General features: G+C 59.3%; 12 protein-coding genes and 2 pseudogenes. 8 read left to right on the plus strand and 6 right to left on the minus strand.

All coding sequences use genetic code 11. The annotated features are described in order from the left end of the window. Positions 1–704: 704 nt before the first annotated feature. Together gmd and ACFXS9_RS19280 are read left to right on the plus strand one after the other, a co-directional pair. Positions 705–1,790 carry a GDP-mannose 4,6-dehydratase gene (gmd, locus tag ACFXS9_RS19275; protein ID WP_392691170.1) on the plus strand — a complete coding sequence of 362 codons (1,086 nt, stop codon included), beginning with the start codon at positions 705–707 and terminating at the stop codon, positions 1,788–1,790. Continuing rightward, the gene (locus ACFXS9_RS19280; RefSeq protein WP_392691173.1) at positions 1,771–2,772 is read left to right on the plus strand and encodes a GDP-L-fucose synthase family protein; all 1,002 of its coding nucleotides are present in this window, start codon (positions 1,771–1,773) and stop codon (positions 2,770–2,772) included. The genes gmd and ACFXS9_RS19280 overlap by 20 nt, the downstream gene beginning before the upstream one ends. Before the next feature lie 151 nt (positions 2,773–2,923). On the opposite strand, the gene ACFXS9_RS19285 is transcribed toward ACFXS9_RS19280, so the two are convergent. Then, positions 2,924–3,052: a 6-pyruvoyl tetrahydropterin synthase family protein gene (locus ACFXS9_RS19285; RefSeq protein WP_392691175.1), complete on the minus strand. Its 129-nt coding sequence runs from the start codon at positions 3,050–3,052 to the stop codon at positions 2,924–2,926. A 145-nt stretch (positions 3,053–3,197) separates the two neighbouring features. Here ACFXS9_RS19285 and ACFXS9_RS19290 point away from each other — a divergent pair, with 145 nt between their 5' ends. After that, entirely contained in the window at positions 3,198–3,599 is a 402-nt protein-coding gene (locus ACFXS9_RS19290) for a transposase (protein WP_392691178.1), read from the plus strand. Further along, the gene (locus tag ACFXS9_RS19295; RefSeq protein ID WP_392691181.1) at positions 3,596–4,282 is read left to right on the plus strand and encodes an IS3 family transposase; all 687 of its coding nucleotides are present in this window, start codon (positions 3,596–3,598) and stop codon (positions 4,280–4,282) included. The genes ACFXS9_RS19290 and ACFXS9_RS19295 overlap by 4 nt, the downstream gene beginning before the upstream one ends. Here the strand turns inward: ACFXS9_RS19295 and ACFXS9_RS19300 are convergent. Continuing rightward, positions 4,179–5,582 (minus strand): IS30 family transposase, encoded by a 1,404-nt coding sequence (locus ACFXS9_RS19300; protein WP_392691184.1) that lies wholly within the window; start codon positions 5,580–5,582, stop codon positions 4,179–4,181. The genes ACFXS9_RS19295 and ACFXS9_RS19300 overlap by 104 nt on opposite strands. A 19-nt stretch (positions 5,583–5,601) precedes the next feature. On the opposite strand from ACFXS9_RS19300, the gene ACFXS9_RS19305 reads away from it, so the two are divergent. Beyond that, positions 5,602–5,913, plus strand: a complete 312-nt coding sequence (locus tag ACFXS9_RS19305; RefSeq protein WP_392691187.1) for a transposase — start codon at positions 5,602–5,604, stop codon at positions 5,911–5,913. Between the two features lie 154 nt (positions 5,914–6,067). Continuing rightward, positions 6,068–7,200 (plus strand): IS3 family transposase gene (locus tag ACFXS9_RS19310; protein ID WP_392685372.1). Its coding sequence is split into 2 segments (ribosomal slippage): positions 6,068–6,323 and positions 6,323–7,200, totalling 1,134 coding nucleotides; the frame shifts between segments, so codons are not numbered across the junction. Positions 7,201–7,266: 66 nt separating this feature from the next. On the opposite strand, the pseudogene ACFXS9_RS19315 reads toward ACFXS9_RS19310, so the two are convergent. From ACFXS9_RS19315 to ACFXS9_RS19325, 3 genes and pseudogenes are all read right to left on the minus strand, one after another. Further along, positions 7,267–7,383: pseudogene (locus ACFXS9_RS19315) on the minus strand (6-pyruvoyl tetrahydropterin synthase family protein); the annotation flags it as partial. Between the two features lie 355 nt (positions 7,384–7,738). Further along, the gene (locus ACFXS9_RS19320; protein WP_063800216.1) at positions 7,739–9,052 is read right to left on the minus strand and encodes an LLM class flavin-dependent oxidoreductase; all 1,314 of its coding nucleotides are present in this window, start codon (positions 9,050–9,052) and stop codon (positions 7,739–7,741) included. A 304-nt stretch (positions 9,053–9,356) separates the two neighbouring features. Next, positions 9,357–9,491 carry a hypothetical protein gene (locus ACFXS9_RS19325; protein WP_274542316.1) on the minus strand — a complete coding sequence of 45 codons (135 nt, stop codon included), beginning with the start codon at positions 9,489–9,491 and terminating at the stop codon, positions 9,357–9,359. Between the two features lie 1,777 nt (positions 9,492–11,268). Here ACFXS9_RS19325 and ACFXS9_RS19330 point away from each other — a divergent pair. After that, positions 11,269–12,018, plus strand: coding sequence for a hypothetical protein (locus tag ACFXS9_RS19330; RefSeq protein ID WP_392691192.1), 750 nt, complete (start codon positions 11,269–11,271; stop codon positions 12,016–12,018). A 60-nt stretch (positions 12,019–12,078) separates the two neighbouring features. Then, a pseudogene (locus ACFXS9_RS19335) lies at positions 12,079–12,720 on the plus strand (hypothetical protein). A 1,022-nt stretch (positions 12,721–13,742) separates the two neighbouring features. Here the strand turns inward: ACFXS9_RS19335 and ACFXS9_RS19340 are convergent. Beyond that, entirely contained in the window at positions 13,743–13,919 is a 177-nt protein-coding gene (locus ACFXS9_RS19340; protein ID WP_392691195.1) for a hypothetical protein, read from the minus strand. Between the last annotated feature and the right edge of the window lie 1,558 nt (positions 13,920–15,477).

A 15,477-nucleotide genomic window follows, 5' to 3' on the forward strand; every position in this document is an offset into this window, starting at 1 on the left:
CATTTCGGTCACTGATCGCGATCTCAAATAGCTTCACCTTGTTGAGGTAAGATCCATGTTTTTCTTAAAGCGAGCAGCCGCTCGGGGATCTGGCTCAAAGCAGTAGAGCTGAGCCTGCGGGCAGAGCTCGAGTTTCGCGTATCGGTTCCGTCGTTGCAGCCGATGTCCAAGATAACGCGATCCGGCTTTTGAAGAAGAGAAACAATCTGCTGATGTACTGTTAAGGAAGATGTGGGTTCCATAGAAATATGCGGTCTCTTAGAGAAGGCCTGCTGAAGCCTAGACAGCAGTCCTGTGGAGAACTTCTGGAGAGCGCTCGGCAGCTGCCTACTTACATGGCCTCGCGGAGGTCCGTTGAACTTTGACGCACGCCCTCCCTGCGCAATGTATATCAATGTATATATAGTGCATGCGCCGGCGTGACGATAAAGGGATGGATTATGCGCGCCTCTCGATCAATACGTGGCTTTTTAGGATGCGGTCGCCGGCGTATCTCGGGCTCTTCAACAGGCGCGTCGTACCATGTCATTGCTGCCGAAATGCAAAGTAGCTCGTCACAATCGCGCCACAGCTCAAGCAAAGGGCGGCTCCAGCATTCATTGCCCGGGCCGATGCTGACTTTGCGGCCTAACCGCCTGATTTGAATCGGCTTTCAGTTAGACTTCGCAAATGACAGCCTTCCCTTGCGCGTAACCGGAGAGAGAATGGCGGCTCAGGATTCACAGCGGCGCGTGGCGCTGATCACGGGCGTCACCGGCCAGGACGGTGCCTATCTGGCCGAATATCTGCTTGGCCTCGGCTATGAGGTCCACGGCATCAAGCGGCGGTCGTCCTCGTTCAACACGGCGCGGATCGATCACCTCTACCAGGACCCGCATGCCCGCAACGTGCCGTTCCTGCTGCAGTACGGTGACATGACCGACTCGACCAACCTGATCCGGCTGATGCAGCAGATCAGGCCGACCGAGATCTACAACCTCGCTGCCCAGAGCCATGTCGGCGTCAGCTTCGAAAGCCCGGAATACACCGCCAACGCCGACGCGGTCGGCGTTCTGCGCCTGCTCGAGGCGATCCGCATTCTCGGCATGGAAAAGGAGACGCGCTTCTACCAGGCCTCTACGTCGGAATTGTACGGCCTGGTCCAGGAGATCCCGCAGAAGGAGACCACGCCGTTCTACCCTCGCTCGCCTTACGGCGTCGCCAAGCTGTACGGCTACTGGATCACAGTCAACTACCGCGAGGCCTACGGCATGTTTGCCAGTAACGGCATCCTGTTCAACCATGAGAGCCCGATCCGCGGCGAGACCTTTGTCACCCGCAAGATCACGCGCGGCGTTGCCCGCCTCGAGGTGGGGCTGGAGGACACGCTCTATCTCGGCAATCTCGAGGCCAAGCGCGACTGGGGGCATGCGAAGGACTATATCGAGGGCATGCACCTGATCCTGCAGGCGGATCAGCCTGACGATTTCGTGCTCGCCACCGGCGAGACGCGCTCGGTGCGCGAACTGATCGAAGTCGCCTTTGCCGAAGTCGGCCGCAGCATCGAATGGCACGGCAAGGGCGTCGAGGAGACCGGTGTCGACAAGAAGTCCGGCAAGACCGTGGTGCGCATCGATCCGGAGTATTTCCGGCCCACGGAGGTCGACCTTCTGATTGGCGACGCCAGCAAGGCGCGGGAGAAACTGGGCTGGAAGCCCAAGACGCCCTTTGCCCAGCTGGTCAAGGAGATGGTCGCGAGCGACCTCGAAGACGCGCGACGGGAGGCGGCTCATGGTAAGCATTCCCTTTGAGCTGAAGGGCAAGACCGTCTACGTCGCCGGCCATCGCGGCATGGTCGGTTCCGCACTGGCGCGCCGGCTGGGGCGTGAAGATGTCGAACTGCTGACAACGACCCGCAATGAGGTCGATCTGCGTGATCAGGGGGCGGTCAACCAATGGTTCGCCGCCAGACGTCCGCAGGTGGTGTTTCTCGCTGCCGCCAAGGTCGGCGGCATCGTCGCCAACAACACGCTTCGCGCCGAATTCCTCTACGACAATCTGGCGATCGCGACCAACGTGATCCATGCGGCGCATGTCAACGGAGCCGAGAAGCTGATGTTCCTCGGCTCCTCCTGCATCTACCCCAAGCTGGCGCCGCAGCCGCTGCGCGAGGATTCCATGTTGACCGGCCCACTGGAGCCGACCAACGAGCCCTATGCGATTGCGAAGATCGCCGGGATCAAGATGGTGGAGGCCTATCGGAGCCAGTATGGCGCCGACTTCATCAATGTGATGCCGACCAATCTCTATGGCCCCGGAGACAATTATCGTCCCGAATATAGCCACGTCGTGGCTGCGTTGATCCGCCGTTTCCATGAGGCGAAGGCATCCGGCGCCAGCGAGGTCGTGGTCTGGGGCACCGGCACGCCACGGCGCGAATTCCTCTATGTCGACGACCTCGCGGACGCCTGCATCCATTTGATGAAGACCTATTCGGATGACGAACTAGTCAATATCGGCACCGGCGAGGACACCACGATTGCCGAATTCGCCCGTGTCGCGGCCGCAACTGTCGGCTATACCGGCGAGATCAGCTTTGACACCTCGCGCCCCGACGGCACGCCGCGCAAGCTGCTCGATGTCTGCCATCTCACCGCGCTCGGCTGGCGAGCCCGCACCTCGCTGAGGGAGGGCATTGCGTTGGCGTACCGGGCATATCTAAACGAGAACCACAGGTCGCGGCAGAGTAGTCCTCCGCGTGCCGAACAAGCGAGCGTGATCCGGGACCCATAAGCAATCGGCCTGTGAAGACTCTCCTAGCGCTTGAGCGGGAATCGATCGTTCGGGCAGAAGGGGTTTGAGATGCACGCTTTTTTCAAGCTGTAGGGCTCGAAGGATTGCAAATTCGACGACGAGAAGCAGGCCAAACAAGGTGCTTTTCTTGTCATCGTCCCTCATATTCAGCCCAACAATCGGAGGTTTCGTAGGCTCGAACGGATAATATTTGATGAAGGTTGTGCTTCAATCTTTCCAAGATCAAAACGGCAATGTTCTCTGCCGTAGGATTCTCCAATCCCTCGACTTCGTTTAGGCATCAATGATCAAGTGCACTGATGATCTAGGTCAGAAAAGTTTACGACGAATCCGGTGACAGGATTGGACTGCACCCCTCAAGTGAGACACGATAATCTCGGTGACAGGCATTCCGAGGATGACCTGTGGCAGCAAGAGGGAAGAACCGTCAGTTTCCGACGGCGTACAAACTGAAGGCGATCAAGCGTGTCGAGCAAGGCGAAGCCGTTCTGCCTGTGGCTCGCGAGCTTGGGATATCCCGCAAGATCCTGCACGACTGGATCAAGGCTTGGAAGGCGCATGGGCCGGAGGGATTGAACCGCAAGCCGGGACCGAAGCCTGGCCCCCGGAAGCTAAAAGCTCCAGCAACCTATGACGACAAGCGGTCTGCACTGGCGCGAGCGAATGCCCGCATCGCCGAACTCGAACGGCTGGTCGGCCGCCAACAGATGGATCTCGATTTTTTTCGGCAGGCCTTGCGCGCATTGGAGCGTCCGGTAGCGCAAGGCAAACCCGCATCCGCATCATCGAAGTCATCCAAGCCATGACATCGGAGGCAACGGATTCCAACGCCGACGTGCAACGGCTCTGCAGCTTGGCCGGGCTGCCGCGCGCGACCTATTACCGGCATCTCAACAGACGCAGTCGTGAGACGGCCGACTGCGAGTTGCGCGACCAGCTCCAACGCATTTGCCTAAAGCATCCGTTCTACGGCTACCGGCGCGTGACAGCGACCATCCAACGCAAAGGCATGATCGTAAATGCCAAGAAAGTGCTCAGGCTCATGCGCGAGGACAATCTTCTCGCACAGCGCAAGGCGCCATTCCTGAAGCCACCTGCACAGCGACCAAGGGACATCGTCGTGGTGCCCAATCTCGTGCGCGGCCTGGTACCGTCCGCTCCTGATCAGATCTGGGTCGCGGACATCACCTACGTCCATCTCGCCAAGACCTTCGCCTATCTCGCGGTCATCCTCGACGCCTTCTCGCGCAAGGCGGTTGGTTGGGCCTTCGAGAACACGCTCGATGCCTCACTCGCGATCGCGGCATTGGACAGGGCAATCGAAGCCCGCAAGCCGCAGCGCGGCAGCCTGATCCACCACTCCGATCGCGGCGTGCAGGGCGGATTCAATCGGTCCTTGCAACACTTTGTGTATCGCTCATTCGTAGCAATTCGTCGAGAGTTTCCGCGGGTGTTTTCCAGCCAAGGGTTTTGCGAGGCCTGGTATTGAGTGCAAGAGCAACGGCCTCAAGGTCATCGGCGTTGTGCATGCTGAGGTCGGTGCCTTTTGGAAAGTATTGGCGTAGCAACCCATTGGTGTTCTCGTTGCTGCCGCGCTGCCATGGGCTATGAGGGTCGCAGAAGTAGACCTGCACGCCGGCGTCGATCTTCAGATGTGCGTGCTGAGCCAGCTCAGCTCCTTGATCCCAAGTCAGCGATCGACGCAGTTGCTCTGGCAAGGTGATGATCTTGCGGGTGATCGCGTCGCGCACTGCCACGGCCCCATGACCGGCGAGTGCCGGTCCATTCTTCACGCGAGCTTCGAGGCCATGACCAGTCATGCGCGGCAGGTGCAGCAGCATGGTGAAGCGCGTCGTACGCTCCACCAAGGTCCCGATCGCGGAACTTCCGACGCCCAAGATGAGGTCTCCCTCCCAGTGGCCAGGCACGGCTCGATCTGCCGCCTCCGCCGGACGTTGGCTGATCATGATCTCGGGAGAGATGAAGTTTCTGCCTTGCCTGCGTGCACGCGCCCTTGGCATCCGCAGCGCCCGCCCGGTACGCAAGCAGGCCGTCAGTTCGCGGCGCAAAGCTCCTCGACCTTGCACATACAGTGCCTGATAGATCGCCTCGTGACTGATGCGCATCGTCTCATCCTCGGGGAAGTCGAACCGAAGGCGGCGAGCAATTTGTTCCGGGCTCCATGCCGTTGCCCAGCGTCTGTTCTGTCGATGTACAGCCCGACGCCCCTTCCACACTACCTTGGGGCCGACGAGGGGCGCCCCGTCCGCAGACGCGATCATACCGGCAAGCCTGTCTTGCACATAATCTCGGAGTAACGGATTAACTGCCAACTTCGCTGGCTTTGGCCGCCGGGCCGACCGATCAGCGTGCCATTGTGCCGTGGTCGCTCGATAATCTAGAGCGCCGCCGCGGGTCGCCGCATTGCGTCGGAGCTCACGAGAGATCGTGCAGGGAGGGCGATCAAGCTGACGCGCGATAGCTCGCACTCCCTGACCTTGCGCGCGCAAAATGGCGATCTCCTCCCGTTCGGCGAACGAAAGGTAGCGCCCTGATGGAGGTTTTGACGACCGCGAGAAATGTGTTGGTGGCACGCCGCCCGCCCTCCGGAACCAGCGTACTCCGACCGCCGGCGACACCCTGGCGTCTACCGCAGCATCCTCGCTCGAGCGCCCGGAGGCAATCGCGATCCAGAACTGTCTACAATTCTCTCGCCGCGCCCCTGAAGGGCGGCCTGGCGATCTCAACGCTGCTCGCACACACCGATCCGAACGCCTGAATCTCTTCATCGCAACCTCTTTTGCTAGAGTGTTGCGAGGACCGATTGAATCCGCCCAATACGCCTCGATCGCCTATCGCCAAATATTGGCGGATCGTGACATCACGATCAGCATGAGCAGGCCGGGCAACCCGTTCGACAACGCCAAGGCTGAGAGCTTCATGAAGACGCTCAAGGCCGAAGAGGTAAACGGCAAGGCGTTCTCCGACATCAGAGACGCGCGCCGCCGGATCGATAGCTTCATCGCGGACGTCTACAACAAGGAACGCCTGCACTCGGCGCTCGGCTATCAATCACCCCTTGAGTTCGAAGCCGCGTTCGCGCAAAACAAGGCACGATAACCCGTCGTGGCAACCGCACTGTCACCGAGATTATCGTGTCTCACTTGAGGGGTGCAGTCCAGGATCAGAGCCGGCTCCGCAAATTTGAACAGGTCGATAAGTGGAGTTTCTGCCTGACAGCGGGCACGCTGGTGCCTGCGAATCAGGAGTGACGATGAGCAGACGAGCACGCCGGAACCACACACCGGCCTTCAAGGCGAAGGTGGCGCTTGCCGCCGTCAAGGGCGACCGGACGATAGCTCAGCTTGCCGAGCAGTTCGACGTCCACCCCAATCAGATTACGGCGTGGAAGGCGCAGCTGGAGGGCGGCGCTTCCGGAGTTTTTGGATCTGGCAGCGCTGCGCCGGCCACGCCTGCGATCGATGTGAAGTCGCTGCATGCCAAGATCGGGGAGTTGACGCTGGAGAACGATTTTTTAGAAGGAGCGCTCACCAAGGCGGGATTGCTGAGCGCAAAGCGATGATCGACCGCGAGCATGATCTGTCGATCACCAGGCAGGCGGAAGTTTTGCAGATCAGCCGCGGCAGCGTTTATTACCTGCCGCGGCCGGTGCCGGACGCCGATCTCGCGATCATGCGGCGTCTCGACCGGCTGCATCTGGAGTTTCCCTTCGCCGGTTCGCGAATGCTGAGAGGCCTGCTGGCTGCCGAGGGGTGCAAGATCGGCCGCCGGCATGTCAAGACGCTGATGCGGCGGATGGGGATAGAGGCGCTCTATCGCCGTCCGCGCACCACCAGACCCGAGCCCGGCCACAAGATCCATCCATACCTGCTGCGCGGCATGGAGATCACGCGACCGAACCAGGTCTGGGCGATGGACATCACCTACATCCCGATGGCGAGTGGCTTCGTCTATCTCGCCGTGGTGCTGGACTGGGCAACACGTCGTGTTCTGTCGTGGCGGCTGTCGATCACCATGGAAGCGACCTTCTGCGTCGAGACGCTGGAGGATGCCTTGGCTCGTCACGGCAAGCCGGACATCTTCAACACCGATCAGGGCTCGCAGTTCACCGGACAGGCTTTTACCGGCGTGCTCGCCGACAACGGCATCGCGATCAGCATGGACGGCAAGGGCGCATGGCGGGACAACGTGTTTGTCGAACGGCTCTGGCGCAGCATCAAATACGAGGAGGTGTACCTGCGGGCCTATGACAGCGTCAGCGAGGCGCGCAGCTCGATCGGCCGATATCTCGACTTCTATAACAGCAGGCGTCCCCATTCGAGTCTTGACGGCAGCACGCCGGATCACGCCTACTTCACCCCGCTGCCACTCCGCATGGCAGCCTAACCCCGGCAGAGGCTCCACCTATCGACGCGGAAACTCTGTTCAGACGACCGGGACCAGCTCTATCCCTGGTCCATCGAGTTGCACCTCGACCCTATAGGAATGGCCGTGCACGCGGCTGCACCTATGTGTGGGCGGCACGTTCGGGAGCCGGTGAGCCGTTTCAAAGGCTTGGGATATCTTCATCGGATGCGCAGATGCTTATAGGATTTCAATGCTCAGCCCAGTTCGGATAACTGAGTAGTACCCATGATTTCGCGTATGAATTGGGGCATCCATCAGCTAAAGGGGCAATTGGATTCAGGGGGTGAGGCATTCGGCATCTACCCCGATCAACGTAGTCACCCAGAAAACTTAGACGCATAGCTTTGGGTTCGACTCCGCGTTCCCAGCTTCGCAGAGAAATCACTTGTAGGATTGGCGCGGCCAGCACACAAGCTTCTTAGGACTGTGAGCGATGCGTGGCCGATTTCCTCGGCCGTTGCCGGCCACTGAGGGCACCCGCCCATGAACTCGGCCAGATCCCATCGCGGCCCTCGCGTCAGTCGACCTTGGCCGACTTGGCGAAGGACTCGCGTGAAGCCATCGGAATGGCGCCTCCGCGGGTCGGGTCCGCGAAGGTGCCACCGGCCGAGGCGTAGTCCTTACCTGTACAACGCTCAAGGACGATGCCAATCGCCTCGACATTCGGGATGTCCGACTCGTGCAGCTCGGGCATCGAGGACTTGCGGGCAAGTGCCGCCTCTACGTAGGGAGCCAGCTCCTCTTCTTTACGTCGGACGCGCTCGTCTTCCCGCTCTTTCAGAGCAGGCATGACCTCTTTGGCGAACAGCTCAAGTGCCTCACAGATATGCTCGTGCTTATTCATGCCGCACTGCTGGATAAAGATCATCTGGTCGATACCGACATCAGCATACCCCATGAGATGCTCGCGAACACTCCTGGGCTGTCCGATGCTGCCTGAGCCTGGCGTCTCCTTCATCTCGTCCTTGATCGCTTGGAAGCGCCGCCACAAATTCGTGCGCCCAGGACGGTGTTCGCCATATACCGCATAATGCGCGATCGAATAACCGAAGAACTTGAAACCATCGAGTCCTCGACGCATCGCTTCTTCGGCGTTCTCATGAACCATCATACCGTTGAGAGTGGCGATATTGGCGTTTACCGAATGCCCAATGGGCACGCACTCATTGGACTTGATGATCTGATAATACTCGTCGCGCCACACTTTCGCTTGCGACGCCTCCACAAATCCAAAAACCAGCGCCCCTACCCCGTAACGCGCGGCACGCAAAATACTGTCGCGCCGTGAACACGCCATCCAGATCGGTGGGTGCGGCTTCTGGACCGGCTTTGGCACGATGTTACGGGTCGGCATTGTGAAGAATTGCCCGTCGTATCCGGGATACGGCTGCATCGTCATCATATTGGCGGTCTGCTCGACCCCTTCCCGCCACATGGCACTTTTCTGCTCGGGCTCGATCCCAAAGCCATGCATCTCGATCAGCGACGCGGATTCTCCGGTCCCCCACTCGGCGCGCCCCCCAGAGATCAAATCGAGCGTCGCCAGACGCTCCGCCACCCGTGCCGGATGGTTGTAATTCGGGGAGGACAGGCAAATGCCGTGACCAATGCGAATAGTCTTTGTACGCTGGGATACAGCCCCCAGAAAGACCTCGGGTGCGGATGAGTGGGAGTACTCCTCGAGGAAATGATGCTCAACCTCCCACATGTGATCGAATCGGAGCCGATCGGCCAGTTCGATCTGCTCCAGCGCATCACTGAACAATTTTCGCTCGCTGCCGTCCTCCCAAGGACGCGGCAACTGGTGTTCATAAAACAGTCCAAGCTTCATCCTTTTTCTCCTGGGGCACGATGGTCACAGAGCAGCTTCAGACATGGTGCCCAGCCCAGTGCCGCAGGGTGGTTCTGCGCCGCGGCCAGCAAATGTACTTCGTTCTCTCGGTTCAAAGCTCTTGCGCGCCAATCGAGCTCTCTGTCTTAACTCCAGCCGCCGATCTGCTGGAACGGCTCGCCGCCCCCTCCACGAAGGTAGTGCACAGCGCCTCATTCGCGACCAATTCCGAAGCCACTGAAGGGCAGGCGCTCCCAGCTCGCCGCGACCGAGGCGCGATCGGGATGTGCCTCTCTGCCGACGATCAGACGCGATAGGACCAATGCCGCTGCTGGCCTAATGACAGCGGCACCACGACGGATGTGGCTTCAATCGGCGGTACAGCACTCAACAGTGCAGCAGTGATGGCATTGATTTGGATCAACTGAGCAAGTCTCATCTAAACTCCCGGGCCGGTGCCTGCGATACCGCCATTGTCGTAACGGATTCTTCACCGTCTCCCAGCAATCGGCGTGCCACAAGACCTTTTGTGCGAGGCTGCTTGAAGAAGAAACACCATGTGCTTCGCGTCACGCCGGCGGGCTACTAGCTGCGCAGTGTCGGGCCTGGAAATTACGTCTTCAACCGGACACGGCTGACCACGACAACACGTGCGTTAAACGACGACCCTGGGTCTCGTGCCGAACTCGAACGCCTGCTCGGGGATCATCTTGCCTCTGGCGACTTCACGGCCAGGGCGCTCGGCATCGCAGCATAATCTGGTATCTGGCAATTTGCGGCGGGGGCATCCAGTGGTGCTGGCGTTGGCCGTACAGGCTGCCGCATCACCGATGCCTGCCGGTTGCCGTCTCCAAGTTTGTTGGCGGAAACGCACTCTGAGCGAGCCCTGCACGTCGGGTCCGACGACGATGTCATGGGGCGCGGTCGCCGAGTGAGATTCCGACCTGACGGCGTTCGCATGTTGAGGACCGCGGTCATCGTCGCGCTCTGGGCATCCGCGCTGATGAAGAGAGCCGAAGGTGAGCCGTAAGCGGCCGGCCAGTCCTGCTGATCAAAGTGGGAGAGCCGGTCGCCGGGGCGAAGGACGTCACCCGCGATTGCGATCGTGGCTTGGCGAGAGGCCGCCTCTTCCGGCCACTTGCTGAAACCGTTCACCAGCGATGCTAGACTTTGGCTGTTCAACTCCTGAAGCGCTCCGCTTTCATCGCCCGAACATTCGGCTATTCTGATCGTTGCATTACGGTATTCGGCCATCGTTGAAGTGTCGACCGAATGATGATGCGAAGAACGAAAGGGCCCTGAGCCCGACTTCCTTAATCAGAGGGTTATCAAGCCGCGACATACATGCAGCTATGCGCTCGCACGCTTCGATACCTGCCTGACCTCAGGCCTGCTGGCTCACCGCGTTGCATGTCGTGGCGCACCCCCACGATATCCCGGCGCGGATGTCTTCTTCGAAGCATGGCACGAATCTCAGTTAGTATCTGCGGCGGCCTTTTACACGAACGTTGCCTGGTCCACGCCGGCACCCCGGCCGGACACGACTGCCTATGCAGCGGGAGCGCGTCTCTTCGCGAGCTTCTGGTAGCTTGATCGCAGCGCGGGCGGTGCGCGACCTACGCAATTGCAACTTACATCACCAAGCATTCAGCATTCGTATCATCCGACACTCCCCAGGCCACATGCGACTTTGCCAGCTTTCAGTATCATTCCAATAACCGGCGAGAGCGCTTCCCATCCTTGTACAAGATGTACCCGAATGATCGGTCATCATCCGCAAGCGAGAAGGTCGACCTCGCAAGGCATGCCGCTCGAAATGATTTATCAAATGAGACATAGACGCCTGCGTGGTAGCCTTGGTCATCGTTCTTCCAAGCCTACAACCTGACGCTACGTGAGATTCAAGCTGTTTGATGCTCATCTATATACGGCGATGTACCGCTGATGGTGGTCGCGGTGATCATCGCCGCAGTCGCTTTTTCCGAGAACGGCTCGTTCGCATGTTCACAAACCTTACGTGGAACACCGCACACAGCAACTAGTCGTCCGTATCCCAACGTCACTGATGACCTCGCATCAAGAAATCCCCACCAATCGCGTTGGTGACGCGTCAAAGATTCCACTATCCCTTGTTTCTGCCATCTTCGCATCCAAAGCAGAGATTTGCTGATTGCACACGTCGCGGTCGGCGGTAGCGAGTGCTTTAAGGGGATTCCGTGACAAAGCCAGTTGTGATTGTGGTGGGTGCGGACAAGGGTGGGGTTGGCAAGACGACCGTATCCCGAACGCTTCTGGACTATTTCAATACCAATAACGTGCAGACACGCGCATTCGATACTGAGTCGCCGCGAGGAACGTTGAAGCGCTTCCACCCCGAGATGACCGAGATCGTCGACATGACCGCGACTGCGGATCAGATGAAGATCTTCGACACACTTAACTCAGGGTTATCCGTCACGGTGATCGACGCCCGCGCAGGCTTGCTGTCTCCGGCGCTGGCATCCTTGCGCGACATCGGCTTTTTGGATGCCGCGCGGTCCGGCCAGATCACCTTTGCCGTATTCCACATCTTGGGATCATCCATCGCTTCCCGGGACGAGATCGCCGAGACCGCCAGTTTCATGACTGGTGCAACGTATTTTCTGGTCAAGAACTTCATGAACGACACTCAATTCTTCCAGTGGGACGAGTCGACCTACAACTCCTATTTCCACCGCATCAAGAACGCGACCGAGCTGACGATCCCTAAGCTCAATGAGATGGCCTATGAGCAGGTCGAAGTTGCTTCCGTCCCGTTCGTCAACTTCGTAGCCAACAAGGGTCGGCACGCCGATGCCGCGAACCACTCCTTCGTGCTGCGCGGCTATTTTCGGCACTGGCTTGCGAATGTCTGGCGCGAATATGATCGCATTAACTTGACCGACTTGGCCGGCGCCAAGTCAGTGACCCGCGGCGGCGAAAAATAGTCGCTCGTTCGGCGATTGAACGTCTGCACCACGTACGAAATTCGCTTGATATTACTGGCAATGTTAGCCACGCCCATTTACATCATCTGCTCTCCTAGCCCGCAGGTCGGCAAGACCCTCGTCTCTCGCCTCATGAGCGAGTTCTTGCTGCTGAAGAACGGTACTGCGCTCTCGTTCGACATCAACCTGAAGGAGCCGTCACTGGTCGATTACCTTCCCTAACATTACTGAGACGGCGGATGTGATCGACACCTACGGCAAGATGCAGCTGATGGACCGGCTTATCCTGCATGACCGGGTGGCCAAGGTAATCGACCTCGGCTTCCATTCCTTTGATGAATTCTTCAAGATGTGCGAGGAGATCGGCTTCATCAAGGAGGCGCTCCGCCGCCGTGTCGCCCCCGTCATCCTATTCGTCGCCGGCACCGACCGCGCCTCCTCGCGTAGCTATGAGATGCTGCGGTGGCGGATTCCGCCGTGGGCGCTAATCACCGTCTACAATGAATCATGCTGCGCGGCGAGTTACTTGAAGCCATGGATGGCGCGCGTGTACTCCGCTTTTCGGCGCTACTGAGCTTTTCGTTCACCGGATATCTGCGCAAAGAGAAGGATACCTCCACCGAGTTGCATCAGTAGATCCGGCGGAACTACATCATGCTCCGCGATCTCGAATTGATGGCGATGCCACAGCCGTCGTCTTGAGTCGGGCTCCACAGGTGGAGAATTCCCGCGATACAAGAATTCCTCAAGTCTGATCGTCTTGCTTTCAGACGTAATGTCCGAGCGCTTGGCAAGGCTGTTTGCCCGCTTCGTGTCGGGACGGCATCGTGCGTGGCTTGGCCCAAAAATCACGTGGCGAGTACGCGGCAGATTTCTGGAGAAATCAACGCGGTCGCCATTAGCTCATTTGTGACCTTCTGAGACTCGTCAGCTTCTCATCAGGTAACTCTCCTAGCATGAGAACCTCGATATCTAGACGGCGACGTCATCAGGAAATGAACACCCGATTGCTTGATCTCGGAGTCGGAGGGGCGTGGCGGCGGTCTCGGTCGCGGCAAACGATTGTTGATTGTCAGTTGTCTTCAGGCTTCGACAGTCGGAATCTCGGCCGAAGGCTCCACCGCTTTCACTCGATCACCCTACCGTGCGCCAGATACGAGCTTTGCATGTGAGGTGCCATGGAGCGAACGAATAACAATTTTAAGCTGTTTGATTTTGATGTGGAAGGGTTCGCACAAGCGTACTATCAACAGTCGCGCGCGGGGCAGCAATCGGGCAACACGAGGGAGCAAGCTAGCTTTGAGCAGCAGATGAACGAGTTACAACTCAACTCGTCTGATGAGAGCTCCGCAACGTCTAGTTCGCCTGATGAGAGTCCCGCAAAGGGCGATGGAGGAATCCGGCGCACTGACTTCGGCGGTTCGGTGCGGATGCCGCCACACTCCCGGCTGAGGGACACCTCGTTCAGCAGCACGCGCCACAGCGTAGACATCCCCCGAGCTCACTTTCGAGATTCGGCCCAAGTACCGCCGCAGTCCAATTTGCGGGATGATTTGTTCAGCAGTGCGCGCTACACTTTGCCATCTGAGGAGCAGCCCGCGATTCAGACGAAGAACAGCAAGAATAGCGGCCTGTGGTCACGTATCAAGTCAGGCGTCGGAAAGGCGTTTGGGACGAGTCGCAGCGAAAAGCCGTCCGGCTCCACGGCTCAGCAAGAGGTCTTTTCAACGAAGTTTCGGGTGGATTACGCCAAGCAGCCCGGCCGAACACGCGGGGTCCCTGAGGAGGACGAGGAGCTGTTTGAGGATTTCAAGAGCAAAGCCAAGGTCACCCGGGACGACGGCACCGGCAAAGTACTGGGCGACGGCACCATCAAAAATGCGATAGCCGATCTGCGGCATTTGAGTGGCCGACTTAGCCAGAACGGGAGGCCATCACTCGCGGATCGAATTGGTAACCCCGAGTTGGTGGCTGGGTTGGATGACGATGTGGAAACCTATGCGAAGGATCGCAGCAGGCGCATCAAAGCGGCATTGAAAAAGCTCCGGGACGTCGGCGCCGGAAAGGCCTTGTCAGCCGATATCCGGCGCTTGGCTCCTTATCCGGCAGACGCAACCCTCATCGACATGTGGGCCGCGGCGGAAAAGGCGACACGCAGGATTGAGCCGGAGACTGTCGATAGACAGGCTCGCCGCCTTTCCAGGTTGAGTGATTGGCTGCAAACGCGCGAAAAAGGGGCCATGGCTGGCCGACTGAATGACGATGGGCTGGCCCAAGATGTTGAGGAGTATAGGAACCAAACCGCGGACACCAAAATTAACGCCGATTTGCTCAGGCTTCGGCGCTACCAGCAAGTCCTCGAGGCGAACAGAGCGCTGGGGCTGTCTCCTCCTGGAGCGCGCGTCCGCTCGCCGGGGAAGGCGCTCGGCAGCCCGGGTCGCCGCAGGAGCTTCCCGCAACGCCAGCTACCCCGAGCGAGGGAGCTTGGGATTGGTTTAGGAATCAGATGCAGGAACCCGCGTCGTCCACATTCACACCGCAACATGGCCCGCAGCCGAGCTCGCTTCAGGAGCTTCCGGCAACGCCAGCCACCCCGAGCGCGGGAGCTTGGGACTGGTTTAGGGAGCAGATGCAAGAACCCGCGTCATCCTCGTTCACACCGCACCGCGGCCCGCAACCGCGCTCGCTTCAGGAGCTTCCGGCAACGCCAGCCACCCCGAGCGCGGGCGCTTGGGATTGGTTTAGAGAGCAGATGCAAGAACCCGCGTCATCCTCGTTCACACCGCACCGCGGCCCGCAACCGCGCTCGCTTCAGGAGCTTCCGGCAACGCCAGCCACCCCGAGCGCGGGCGCTTGGGATTGGTTTAGAGAGCAGATGCAAGAACCCGCGTCACTATCATCTGCGAGGCGTCCCTCGTCAGACGTCTACGGCGGTCTTGAGCCGCTGGTTAATTTGAATCCGCCCACACCGTATGAATTGCGTGACGACGCTCACTCTGTGCCGGCGCCTGACCTCGCCAGACCGCCGTCGTTCGCTGGGCCATCAGGGGCCCCTCAGGAGCGGCTGGATATCGGATCTATCGTCGGCGAGGGCTGGCACCACGGCTCCCAACCGGCCTCGGACGTCCTGATCGATGTACTGAGTAACATCAATCTCATGCCGAACCAGTTCGGCCCAAGCCAGTTCGCGATCAACGGTGAGCATTACTCGGCCACGTTTGGGCCGGGAGAGCACAGGGACGTTCGTCTCATCCATCATCCTCGCGCGAGGCCGATGAATGAAGCTGGGCCATCGCGGCAGCCCATAGCTGATCTTGGGTTTCTTATCCGCGGGGGATGGCAGCACCGCGAACGCTGGCTTCCGCCCTACCTTGTCCGTGCACTAGAGGGGGAGCACCTCATGCCGGAAGCCGGGCGCCCGACGTATATCAACATCCGCGGCGTGCCTTACAGGGCCGA

It is taken from the genome of Bradyrhizobium sp. RDI18, from assembly GCF_043203335.1.
Lineage (GTDB): Bacteria > Pseudomonadota > Alphaproteobacteria > Rhizobiales > Xanthobacteraceae > Bradyrhizobium > Bradyrhizobium retamae.